Origin of the sequence: Mycobacterium sp. NPDC049093, assembly GCF_040704635.1 — a bacterium.
In the GTDB taxonomy this organism is placed as follows: domain Bacteria; phylum Actinomycetota; class Actinomycetes; order Mycobacteriales; family Mycobacteriaceae; genus Mycobacterium.
Genome location: NZ_JBEZJS010000002.1, coordinates 382,503 through 394,543, shown reverse-complemented (window position 1 = coordinate 394,543; position 12,041 = coordinate 382,503). Strand labels below are relative to the sequence as shown.

The following is a 12,041-nucleotide window of genomic DNA, read 5'->3' as shown; positions in this document are numbered from 1 at the left end:
CAATCGCCTGCGACTGAACAATCCAACCAGACAGCGCCGGCCCCTCCACCAGGGCCAGTCAATCCGGCTTCTCCTGGCGGTCAGGGTGATCCATCGCCTGCGACTGAACAATCCAACCAGACAGCGCCGGCCCCTCCACCAGGGCCAGTCAATCCGGCTTCTCCTGGCGGTCAGGGTGATCCATCGCCCGCGACTGAACAATCCAACCAGACAGCGCCCCCACCGCCCGGGCCCGCCAAACCAAACCCGCAGCCCAAAGCGCCCGCCGCTGGGCCTCCCCCTGCCGCGGTACCCGGCACGCAGGCGCCACCGCCGACCGGTGGCGGTTCGCAGGGACCAAGCGTGTCCCCGATGTCGGCAGGTGGGCCGAATTCGGACGCCGCGTCCGCAGCGGGGGCGACTGGCGCTTCGACCAGTGCCGCCGGCACGGGTGCTCAGCCGACGAATCCGCTGGATCAGTTCCAGAAGGGTATGGCAGACGCTGCCAAGGCCAGTGGGCCCCCGCAGCAGATGTCGTCGGCACCGTCTCAGCCACTTGGCGGACAGCCCACCACACAGCCGCTCAACACCGCGCCGGCCGGGACGGGAGCCCCGCCGGCACCAGGAACCATGGCACAGGCAGCAGGTGGAGTGGCCAGCGCCGGTTCTGCCCCGGTAAGTGCGGGTCCGCCCACCGGTGCCGCACCGAGCACTCCGATGCCGTTGGGCCCGCCACCGACCGCACCTCCCGCCGCGCCTGTTTCGCCCGGTGCGCCGGCTCCGGGCGCGCTCGGTCCGGCAGTGAACCCGGCATCTACTCCGACGGCCGGTGGCGGCGCACAGGTCGCGCCAATTCCGGTGTCGGCGGCACGTGCCGAGCGCGATGCAGCTGCGAATGCGTCGCGACGGTCCAGTACTGATCCGTTGGAGCTCGCTCGGCGGATCGCGGCGGCGCTGAACGTCGGCACAACCGCTCCGCGGTTCATGTGGCTGACCGCATTGACCAACGACGGCACGATCGTGGTGGCCAATAACTATGGGTTGGGTTTTGTGCCGGACGGGGTGAATTTGCCCGATCAGGTGAAGTTCGCCAGCGTCGATGAGTCGGTTGCGGCTAGGGAGCGGGGGCGGTCGGCGACGTATCCGATGTTGGCGCTGGAGAGTTGGGCTCAGGCCCACGACACGCAACTACGGGCTGTGATCGCGCTCGAGGAACAACTCAAGGGGTTCGACTCGGGGGCAGCGTCGGTTGTACTGCACCCCGACGATTTGCCGACCAATGGCCAGATGCAGGGTCGGTCACGGTTGATGTTGATCGCGCCCGAGGTGGCCGAGCGTTTGTCGAAGGTCAGCGATGCCGGGTTGACGGAGTTGTTGCCGCCGGCGCCGGTGGATCCACAACCGCCGGAGGATCGTCGGGTGAAGCTGCTAATGGCGGTGTTCCGTCCGTTGCTCAACAGTGACCCGGGCCGGGTCGCGGTGCAGCTGCAGGCGATGGTGGCTTACGGCCAGCACATGTATGAGGTGGCGATGCACGCCGCATACACGGCCACCGATGGACCCAGTCAGCGGGAGGCGATCGCCGACGCACTGTATTGGCAGCATGTTTCAGTACTGAACTCTGACGCACTCGGAGAACCGAGTTGACGGCGCTCGCCGACGCGCTGTCGGGAATCGCCGCGATCTCTCGATCAGGTGGATCGGTAGGGCGCGATCATTGTGCACAATCTGGTTGTGGCTCAAAGGTCTTCGTTGAGGACCACGGTGTGAGGAGTACGGGTGGGCGGACACGTTAAGGTCGCTGCAGACGAGCTGAATGCGCGGGCGCAGTGGATCGAAGGAAACGAAGGGGCTTGGCCCTCTGAGGCGCCGAAAGCCACTGCGCCGGATGGGTTGAAATCGACACAGGCAGCGATCGACAACCTGAACGCTTACGGCGAGTCGTTGCAGCAGTACACAAAGGCCAGTAAGCAGGAAAGCCTGCGGATGGCGGCCATGTTGCGCGATACCGCCACCGCCTATAGCAACGTCGACGAGGCCGGCAAGGTCGGTATCGAGAGGACGCAGGCGATGGAGGCCATCCCGGTTCCGAACACTTCCGGGCCTGAGGTGCAGCTACCACCGGCGCCACCGCAACCGGGGATGGTGACTTCGGATGGGTACGCCACGGTGCCTGAAACCGAGGAATTGCTCAACAACCCAGGCAGTACCGCCTCATTGGATGCGGCGATCGCTAAAGCGGCGCAGGCGCATTTCGGCTTGAAATTCAATATTCCCGATTCGAACATCGATGACTGGGAGGGCGAGGCGGCGGACGCGGCGTTCCGCAAGTTCAACCTGTTTCGCGATTGGATTGAGGACCTCTCCGACGCGTGGGGAAAGTATGGTGTCGCGGCCCTGGCAATTATGCAGGCCCACAACAAGGCCGAGGCCGAACACAAACCGATCGCAAAAGCCTACGATGCTCTGGATAAGCAGCTAACAGAACTTATGTCGAACGGCGGCAGCCAGGCTGAGGTCGACGCTGTCGCCAGCCTTATGGAGGAGGCGGAGCGCCGATCGCTCGGCGTTCGTGATGGGTACGCGCAGTCGGCGCGGCCGGAGATGCCCGCACCGCCGAGTCCGCCATTCGGGAAAGCTGGTGGGAATGGCACCGGTCCCGGCAACTCCGGTGGCAAAGACGAAACCAGCGGCGGCAACAAGAGTGGCCCCGGTGGGGGTGACGAGAAGAGTGACGGTCAATTGTCGGCCGGGGAACCGTCCATGTCGCCGGCCAGCGCCAGTCAAACAGGTCAGCAATCCGGGGCGCCGTCTGGTCAAGGCAAGGGCGCCGGTGGTGGCTCAGGTTCAGGCGGCGGTTCGCCATCTGGCGGTGGCTCCCCGTCCGGTGGAGGCTCGCCGTCCGGTGGCATGCCCGGCGGCCTGCCGGGCGACAAGCTTGGAGACCTCCCCGGATTAGGCGAGCCTGGCCTGAAGCCGGCGAGCGCCGGAGGCGGCGGAGGCGGTCTCGGCGGAGGCGGCGGTGGCGGAGTGCCGTCGGCCCCGTTGGGACCGGCGGTCGGCGCGGATTCCGTTGCGGCCAACCCCGCCGCGGCCGCGCGCGGTGGAGCCGGGCCGGCTGGCGCGGCACCGGGTGGTGCGGGCATGGGCGGCATGGGCGGCGGTATGGGCGGTATGGGTGGTGGCCACGGTCAGGGCAACCAGGGCAAAGAGAAGCGCCGCGATCCCAACCTGACTCCCGACGACGACCTCTACGTCGAAGACCGTGCCCACACCGAAGCCATCATCGGACACCGGCCGCGCAGGGAGGGCAAGGAAAACAAGAAGTAGGGGGCGTACGGCTGGCGCAGTGACCTGTGAAAACATCACGGGTCACCGTGCTAGCCGCCCCCGAATTTGGTGCATTAGAAGCACTTTGGGTGTTCGACCGCCGGGTGCGGCTAATCCGGCCATCCAGGAGTCGCGGGTGAGGACGCGAAATCTGCAGCGGTGAGTGGGCCGCGAGCCAACCTATTCCTCTGGTCGAGTGAGTCTGGCGCAGTCGCTACGCAGTCGGCTACAACTTGATCTTTGGTTGGCCATTCCTGTTGCGGGGCGCCAGAGGTCGTGAGAAAGCCGACGATTTGCCAACCGCCGAACACGTTGACTTTTGGGGCGGCTGCCGGCCCACGCTGCGGAGGCAGAGTCCCTGCTGTCTGGTCATCGGGTGGAGCGACAAGGTCCAATCGAATCCCCGCGATGCCGCGTTCGACAGACGGTCCGCCAGGAACGAGTGGGTCGTAGGCCCCGTCGTAGCGGCGGGCTCCCAGCTTATAGCTGTATTTGCATACCGTCACGGTCGCGCGGCCAGCCTCAGTCTGTACCGATTGAATGTGAAAGCCCAGATTACCCACAAATGTAACTCCAGCCTCGTGAGAATCTCCGTCCGGTCGTCGGTCTCGAGCGGTCCGACTGTCGGAATGGTCGCTAGGTTCATTAGGTGGAACCGCTTCTAGGAATCCTGGATATGCATTATTGATGTTGCCCGTGTTGGTTACGACGTTGTACGACTCGAGGTAGGCCCGCACTGGCACCGCAATTCCCTTGGCGAGGTCAACTTCCGGTTCGGCGGTCCACTGCACCCGAACGCCGCTCATTCCCTCGGGCCACAGGAGGCCCTGTTCGTTGGCGCGATTTAAAACTCCACACCCACCGAACAGCGGACCAGCAAAGGCGATCATGACTATTAGCAATTTAGTTCGTGCGCAAATCATGGTTGCGCCTCCGGTGCGTGTGCGATTTTCACAGTGGGATTCTTTGTCACTTTGTCGTATTCAGTCAGCATCGCCTGAGTAGCATCCGTGGTATCGCCCGGTATGCGTGGCACAGTGGCGTTGAGTACTTGGACGAGAACCCCGTCTGCTTGACCCTGCGTTACGTCATTGTGCTTTAGTCCTGAAAGATCATGGATTTGAGGATGATAACCGGGTCTGGGCTGATAGGGGTCGTCGGCATAACCACCCGCACGGGTCCCCGCTGCGGGCGGTTCCGCGTCAGTAAAATACTTTTGTGGCTCAAATTCCGAGAACGAGTCGTACGCGAGAGGGACGTCCCTGGCCAACAATGCGTTGAGTGCATAGGTTGCGCTGTTTGCTGGCGACGGTGGTGGGATAGTGTAGTCCGCGAATTTCGGCTCTGTGCCGATGATTGAATCCTGCATTACGGTTGCGAATACATCGAAGCTCGGGCCCGCGGCCACGCCATAGACCGGTATGGCGCCGAAGCCTCCCGTGATCACTTTCTGAGCGACCTCGTATGCACCCTTTTGCTGCTCCCATACGTCGTGCGCATTCATATTAAGTGCAGTCGCGGCTTGCTGAGTCCCAACCGCCGAAAGCCCTTTCAATGTCTGCGCATCTACTAGCCTGGCATCGTTCTGGTAGACGGGTTTATTATCCCTGACATCGTCTGCCCAGGAGTAGCTGGCTGCTAGAGCATTCGCGTGGGCTGCGCCATGGAATTCTTTATAAGCGTGCGGGTCAGTGCTCAGAACTGAGAATATCCCTTTTGCGACGGGGCGATCTGGCTCCTGCCCATCGGGTTCAAAGTTCTGGAACGTATAACCATCGTCGGCGGCGTTATTCAACCCGGCGATATCGGGGATATAATCTGCCAGACCATGAGCATAGCCTTGGACCAACTCGGGATTGAGCTGCCCCAAGGTCTTGCCATCGATACCCATCAGTTCGTGATGGCTCCCGATATAGCTGGCGTACTTCTGGGCTGTTTCCGAAGCTAGCGCCCGCTCGCCTGCCACGTGCGAGTCGTGCGATTCATTCGTCCAGCTAAATAGGTGACCTGCCGCCTTGCCATGGTCGTCCCAGCGGATGGCGTTCACGTCCTTGAGGAAATCGTCGGCGCTTACGCCATTTCGACCCATGAGGTGGTCATTGATGATCTGATGATCGTCATCGACGGCTTCGAACAGGCTTTGGATGGCAGGAGTGCTGCCGTGTATGGAGTTATCAGATGCGACTTCATCCATCACTCTGTCTGCGGCGAGCATAACCTGCCTGTCGAGTTCAGTGCCGGTTTGAAACTGAGGGTTACCGTCTTTCATTATCTGCGAGATGGCCTGTAAGTCGTCAGCGTTCGTCAATCTATACGTGGGGGGATTATTGCTAACCAGGGTCTTTGTATCCGCCTCTCGCAGAACTTCCTGGACGCTGTCAGGCAGTTGCGACGCCGCCCCCTTCGGAGGTTCGCCTGTACCGCCCGAGAATTTGACATCCTCATTGCTCATCAGCTGCCAAGAGTCCGCGAGGATGTTCTTGTGCCCACCGAGCATGTCACTGACTTCTTGGAATCGCTTGACGCTCATGCCCTTTTGATGATCGTGCATTTGGGTCAAGTAGGCGTCTTGCTTAGGGGTGAGGTCTTGACCGGGTTTGATGGAACTGAGCACCTCATCGACGCGTGCGGCAGCCTCCGGATGCTTGCCATCTAGTGCGTCCCCGACATCGCGGTCGGCCTGCAGCTTTGGATCTAAGTCCGCTTGCTCCGAGGCCTTTTCCTTCTCGGTCAGCGCCTGGGCATCGTCCTTCTTTTCGCCTGTCGTCTCGTCGGTTTTGTCACCGGGCTTCGCCCCGGGCGCGAACTTCTGTTTCGTCAGCGCCTGGTACTCGCTTTGTAGAGCAGCGAGGCGACCGGCGATCTCACGCTGCTCGTTGTCGGTCTGGTTGATGGCTTCGGTGATCCCTCCCAGCCCCTTACTGACGATCTGGGCGAGCAAGCGCCGATCGGTCGCATTGTTCTCGTTGAGGGAGCCGGTAGCAGCCGTCACCCAACTTCTAATGTTGTCCAAGTTTTGCCGACCTGCGGTCACCGAGGCGGCCGCGCGGTCGATCTCGGCGGCCATCTTGGTGTCGAGATCGGCGAGCTTGCCAAATACCGCGGCATGATCCTTGTTGACCTTGGCGTATCCTTCCGAAGCGCTGCCCTGCCACCGGTGGTCCGGCGCGGCGGCGGCGGTCGAGTCTTGCATTTGACGCAACTGGCCGCTGTTGTCGAACTGTGCACCACCCTGCGGCGTGCCGTGGCCGTAGGTCTGGCGTGCTTGCGCCCACGTCGAGGCAAACGTATCCAACAAGCTCACAGCTCAATCCCTCCGTGATCAGCGCCGCTAAGACGCTTTCGCTACTATCGGTCCAGCTGCCACTGCAGTTGCGGCGCGAACGAGACGAACGGCCCCGACTTTTCCTAAGTTCTGGTGACCGGGCCGTTGACGCGATCCTCGCCGTGGCTCGGTAGCCCCTGCATTTCCCGCATTCGTTCTTCGCTCATGATTTCGTGATGAACCGGCGCCCGTTCTCCTGAGTGCGAACCGGCTGCTTCGGTTGGTGCGCCGCCGGCCGTCGCCGCAGTGGGGATCGGGGCCGCGGCATCCGCAGTCGCCCCGCCACCTGCCGCCTGCGTCGCAGTCTGCACGATGCTCTGCACACCCTGCATTACCTGCTGTGGCATCTGCGACATCCCTTGCATGATGCCCTGCACGGGCTGTGTCGCGCTCTGAATCATCTGGCTGGCAACTTGGCTGAATTGGCCCATCATCTGGCTAGCGGCTTGCATACCGCCGCCTTGGCCGCCCCCTGAACCTCCCACGGCCGCCGAGCGTGAACTGCTCTCGCCCGCGAGCTGGTCCGCCTGCGCTCGCAAACGTCCGGCCGCTTCCGAATCGCCGCGGTCGTAGGCCTGGGCGGCTTGACGCAACAAATCGCCAATCATTCCGGACGCGACTTGCGTGGCGCCCAATGCATCGCCCCGCGCCGAATATGCTCCGCTGAACGCGCTCTGCGTTGGGAATGCGACCGGCCCGTGGCTGCTTTCGATACCTGAAGTACCCGGTGCACCGCTGATGACGTTGCCTATCGCATCGCTGAGGCCGTTGAACTGCTCGCCCCATGCGGAGACGGCACTCGTGCTCACATTGAGTTGGGTCACGGAATCCCCCTCGGATCCTGGCGTGCACTGATAGAGCAATCCTATGGCCCGTGCGTGGTCGACACGTTCAGAAGTTTTTCAGCCAACGGTCGGGCAGTCGCCGTCGATGGACCGCGGGCCGGAATTTGGCTCATGCTGTCATTGTCGAGGCTGTGGTCACAGCTTGACCACGTGAGACCTGGACTGGCATCAGGCCACCGAAACGCCGCAAACCTAATACATTCGCACCGAATCGGGGCACCGTCGTCCCGCTAGGCGTCCTCGGCCGTAATCCGGGCAGCGACCTCGTCGAGGCGTTCGCGGTCGGCCTCGATCGAGGCCGACGCAAGCGCAGTGGCCTTTTGCAGCGCCTCGTTGAGGCGTTGCTGAACCACTTGGGCACCGAGCCGCAGCAGACCATCCTCGATGAAGATCGACTTCAGGTTGTGGTGACCGTCGAGTGTCACGTCAACTGTGTCGGTTTCGTCGCTGGCAGTGAAGGTTTCGTTGGCCATCTTGTGCAGCTGATCGTCCATCAGCGACTGGAGGCGTTGCGCCTGACGTAGAACCGCGGCGACTTCCGGGTGCATATCGTCGTTCACTTCGAACCCTGTCCCGCTTGGCCGGACTGAATTACCCATGTCCTCGTCATTTCGGTGTCCTCCCGACCTTTCTGGGACCCCTCTCCCAGGAAGCTTGATGTCACTGCTCCAGCGCCATCTGGTAGCGGCTCTCTTCACGTGGGTTGATCAACGTGATGGGGAGCTGACGGTGCCGTGGCGTGTCAATAAAGTTGGGCCGCATGATCACTCGGCCGACGCCCTGATGCGGACCCAGATACGTCGTCGAGTGCGGCCAGGCCACGCGCGGCACGCGGCCGACGCGACCGTTGATCATCGTGGCGAATTCGCGGAACTGTGGCCCGAGGGTCACGACGGCGCCGGATGCGGCGGAGCGGATGACGAACTGGGTGAACAGGCGCGCGTCGCCGAGGTTGATGCTGACGTCGACGTTGTCGAACGGCATGTACACCGGATAGCGGTCCGAGGTCTCACCGACGAGCACGCCGGCCGAACCGATCGGAAGCTCATGATGCTTGTCGGTCACCGGGGTGAGGCCTTGAAGGGCCGCCCGCTGCCCGCCATACAGGCAGGAAAAACCGCGCGGCGTCGTCGGATTGGACAACGTCGTCAAGAGCACCGTCGTCGTCGGGGCGGCCCCGGGACGCACCCGCACACACGTAGTGGTGTGGTCGGCGCGCGCCGACCACCAGACATCCGGACCGCCGGGAGCGTTGTAGGCCGCGGTAAAGGTGCTGCGGCCCTTGATCACCGACCAGGTCTCCTTCTCGAAGGAGATCTCGGTGGCCTTGTCGAAATCATCGAAGCTGCGCGAGCATCGTGCGTCGACCCCGTTGCTGGCCAACTGGTCTGCGATACGCGTAGCGGACGCCACCAGGTACCGCGCCAGCCCGGATACCCCGCTGTCGCGTCGCTGGGCTGAGCGTCGGGTCTCCTCCGGGTTCGCACGGATCACAATCCAGGTCCGACGGTTGGCCGGTGCGGGATACGGACCCACCACCTGCTCGTAAAGGGCCACGAGGCTCGCGGGAGCGGTCTTGCCGACTCGATAGCCGGCTGAGACGATGTCGGCCTCCAGATCCGGGCAGTGCGCCGCCAAGAGCTTCTCGACCAGCTTGGTGCTGACGGTGTCGTCGGAGACGGCACCTCCGTTGACGATCACGGTCGGGGTGAAAGGCCTTGGCACCAGCTCGATCACCGCGACCAGGTAGTCACCCTGCCAGCGCACCGCAACGTGGTCGCCCGGCATCACGGTGGCGCCGACCGCAGGCTCCGACGGCACGTCGGGGGTACTGCGGTGGCGGCGCCGCCACGAGAAGATCGCCCGGACCCAACCGGTGAGCCGGTAACCGCGGATGGTGAGTACCGAGAAGATCGCGGTCAGCACCGACAGCGTGATTCCCAGCCACAGCAGGTTGAAGTGCATGCATATCGCGATGTACGCCGGGATCAGCGTGGCCGCCCAGATGGCGTGCCCCGTGGTGAAGCGGAAGCCGAAATGCCGCTGCAAGAAGCTCATTGGCGCCGCCGCAATGCGCGTCGGGTCATCGCGGCGATCCCGAGAATCAGTGCGAGTGCAACTCCGGCAACCACCACTCCGGTGATCGGTCCGCGGTCTGGCGGCGGAATGTACACGGGCGGCGGAACTTCCTTGACGCGGAACGGCGCCTTCTTCGGGCCCTCGGGGACCTCCCACGTCAGCGCGGCCACCGGATCGACCACGCCGGCGCCGACATAGTTGTCCACGCCGCCGCCGGGATGGCGCGCGGTGGCGGTGATCCGGTTGATCACCTGGGCCGGGGTCAGATCCGGGAAGCGCTGCTTGACGAGCGCCGCCAGACCGGAGACGAACGCGGCCGAGAACGACGTGCCGTTCAGCGGTACCGGGCCGTCCTCACCGGGGGTGGCATTGATGGGTTGGCCCTCATAGCCGAGTGCAGTGAGGTTCTCGCCCGGTGCTGCCGCGCCCAACCACGGTCCCGACATCGAGAAGTTGCTCGGCTGACCGTTCTGGCCGACGCTGCCGACGGTGAGCACCAGCGGGTCGTACCAGGCTGGGCTGACGATCGTCTGCACGCCCTTCCAACCGCGGGCGTCGGCCGGAAGCGACTGATCCGGCGGCGGGTTCTGGGTGCAGTCCTGGCCGGTGTTGCCGGCGGCCACCACGATCACCGCGCCCTTGACGTTCACCGCGTAGTTGATGGCCGCGCCCAGGCTGGACTCGTCGATCCGGCGGGTCACCTTGTAGCAGGCGGCCTCACTGATGTTGATCACCTGCGCGCCCAGGTTGGCGGCATGCACCACGGAGCGGGCCAGGCTGCGGATCGAGCCCGCGGTCTGGGTGGTGTTGGGGTCGTTGGGATCCTGCCGCGAACCCTTGGGCTGGAACGCCACCGACGTCTGACGCAGCGAAATCAGTCGCGCTTCAGGGGCCACACCGACGAATCCGTCAGTGGGGGACGGGCGCCCGGCGATAATCGATGCCGTCAGGGTCCCGTGGGCGTCGCAGTCGGACATTCCGTTGCCGCCGGCGTCGACGAAGTCGCCGCCCGGCTCGGCCGGAACCCGAGGTGAACCGTTGACCCCGGTGTCGATCACCGCGACAGTTACTCCCGCGCCGGTTGCGAACTTCTGCGCCTCGGCCAGCTTCAGGTAGTCCGCGGCCCAGGGTTTGTCGGCGAAGTTCGAGTTCGGCATGACCGTCGGCGTCGCGCAGATCTTGCGCTGCTCCGTCGGTTGATCGGGGCCGGTCTCATCAGGCGGAACGGCCGCGGCGTCGATCGCCGGCGGATCGATCGCGAACGCCGGAGGCGCACTGAATAGGGCCAGCAAAACTGCCAGCAGCATCACGGCTAAGCGCTGCACGCCTCACACTCCCCCAACGACATCGGACTTGTCTGCAGTGTGCTGATGCACTTTCAGCAAACAATATCCGGCCTGCTCGACAACGCATCTTCTCACTTCAAGCCGTCCGGCTATTTGCACGCAGGCAATCATAAGGGTGCCCAGGTGAGGCTGATAACGCTTTGTGCCCGCAGTGAGTGTTGCACCCGGCAAGTTGCGGGCGTGAGCGGGCCCGAAGGGGCCACGGTGTCGAGGCCGTTACGGGTGGCTTCAGTCATCGGGCTCTGGCCGTGCAGGAAGAAAATGTTCTGTCACTGACGCAACGGGGCGCTGCCTAGAATTAGCGCGTACAGGAACACCCCTAAGGGAGGACGGCGATGACGGAACTGAGAGCCTCCACCGGCGCAGTCGCGGCTTTGGGAGGGCAACTCGACAACGTCGCTGCGGACGTGGGCGCGGTGATGAATGGTTCGCCCGCACTTTCAGAGGTCGCCAATAGTCATGGAACCATCGGCTTCCCGGCCGATTTCGCCGGTGCCTCTGATGCACGCAGTGCGGCAGTGGATGCTACGAAGGCCGTTTCCGAACGGATGGCCGAAACTCTCCGTCAGGCCGCGAAAGCGTATGAGCGCGGTGATATGGAGGCCGCCGAGAAGCTGAAGGCGCAAGCCGATCGTATGGCGGGCGGGCCTAGTTCCGGCTCATCGAATGCCGCCGGTGGTGGTCCGAACGGCGGCCAGGACGGCGGGATGCAGGCCGGGGGCCAGATGATGGGCCAGTTCTCTCAGATGGCCGGGCAGATGATGCAGGGAATTACGCAGCCGGTCCAAGGCATCGTGCAAGGTCTGACGCAGGTGCCGCAGCAAGTGATGCAGGGCGTGCAGGGCATCGTCCAAGCGGCGACCCAAGGTGCGGCCGGCGGGGCAGGCGCGACGGGCCCCGAAGCGCCAGCGGTAGGGGCGGCCGAATCCGATGGAGCGGGAGCACCTGACAAGGGCGAAAAGGCGCCTGCTCAAGCGGGCATCATGAGCGAGGAGCGGATGCGAGAGCTGCAGGGTTTACCCCCGCTGCACCGTGACGAGGCTCCGCATGAACCCCTGCCAGAGTCGTTGCCGCGGGTTCACCCGCGAACCGCCCGCGACATGTAACACCGGAGGGTCCCCACTAGTCGTGCCCGCG

The 12,041-nt window shown here is 63.8% G+C and carries 8 protein-coding genes; 3 read left to right on the top strand and 5 right to left on the bottom strand.

Translation table 11 applies throughout. The features are described from left to right. Positions 1 to 471: 471 nt before the first annotated feature. Together AB0876_RS07385 and AB0876_RS07380 are read left to right on the top strand one after the other, a co-directional pair. Positions 472 to 1,626 carry an EspK C-terminal domain-containing protein gene (locus AB0876_RS07385; RefSeq protein WP_526041624.1) on the top strand — a complete coding sequence of 385 codons (1,155 nt, stop codon included), beginning with the start codon at positions 472 to 474 and terminating at the stop codon, positions 1,624 to 1,626. A gap of 132 nt (positions 1,627 to 1,758) precedes the next feature. Further along, positions 1,759 to 3,309 (top strand): PPE domain-containing protein, encoded by a 1,551-nt coding sequence (locus AB0876_RS07380; protein ID WP_526041623.1) that lies wholly within the window; start codon positions 1,759 to 1,761, stop codon positions 3,307 to 3,309. A gap of 919 nt (positions 3,310 to 4,228) precedes the next feature. Here the strand turns inward: AB0876_RS07380 and AB0876_RS07375 are convergent. The 5 genes from AB0876_RS07375 to mycP all read right to left on the bottom strand — a co-directional run bounded on the left by AB0876_RS07375 (position 4,229) and on the right by mycP (position 10,883). Continuing rightward, on the bottom strand, positions 4,229 to 6,613 hold the full coding sequence (locus AB0876_RS07375; RefSeq protein WP_526041622.1) for a TPR repeat domain-containing protein: 2,385 nt from the start codon (positions 6,611 to 6,613) through the stop codon (positions 4,229 to 4,231). Between the two features lie 104 nt (positions 6,614 to 6,717). Continuing rightward, on the bottom strand, positions 6,718 to 7,458 hold the full coding sequence (locus AB0876_RS07370; protein WP_526041621.1) for a type VII secretion target: 741 nt from the start codon (positions 7,456 to 7,458) through the stop codon (positions 6,718 to 6,720). Between the two features lie 251 nt (positions 7,459 to 7,709). Further along, positions 7,710 to 8,039 (bottom strand): YbaB/EbfC family nucleoid-associated protein, encoded by a 330-nt coding sequence (locus tag AB0876_RS07365; RefSeq protein ID WP_491840461.1) that lies wholly within the window; start codon positions 8,037 to 8,039, stop codon positions 7,710 to 7,712. Positions 8,040 to 8,139: 100 nt separating this feature from the next. After that, positions 8,140 to 9,537, bottom strand: coding sequence for a type VII secretion protein EccE (gene eccE / locus AB0876_RS07360; protein WP_526041620.1), 1,398 nt, complete (start codon positions 9,535 to 9,537; stop codon positions 8,140 to 8,142). Next, the gene (gene mycP, locus AB0876_RS07355) at positions 9,534 to 10,883 is read right to left on the bottom strand and encodes a type VII secretion-associated serine protease mycosin (RefSeq protein WP_491840459.1); all 1,350 of its coding nucleotides are present in this window, start codon (positions 10,881 to 10,883) and stop codon (positions 9,534 to 9,536) included. The genes eccE and mycP overlap by 4 nt, the downstream gene beginning before the upstream one ends. Before the next feature lie 356 nt (positions 10,884 to 11,239). On the opposite strand from mycP, the gene AB0876_RS07350 reads away from it, so the two are divergent. Next, positions 11,240 to 12,010: a type VII secretion target gene (locus AB0876_RS07350; RefSeq protein WP_526041619.1), complete on the top strand. Its 771-nt coding sequence runs from the start codon at positions 11,240 to 11,242 to the stop codon at positions 12,008 to 12,010. The last annotated feature ends 31 nt before the right edge of the window (positions 12,011 to 12,041 follow it).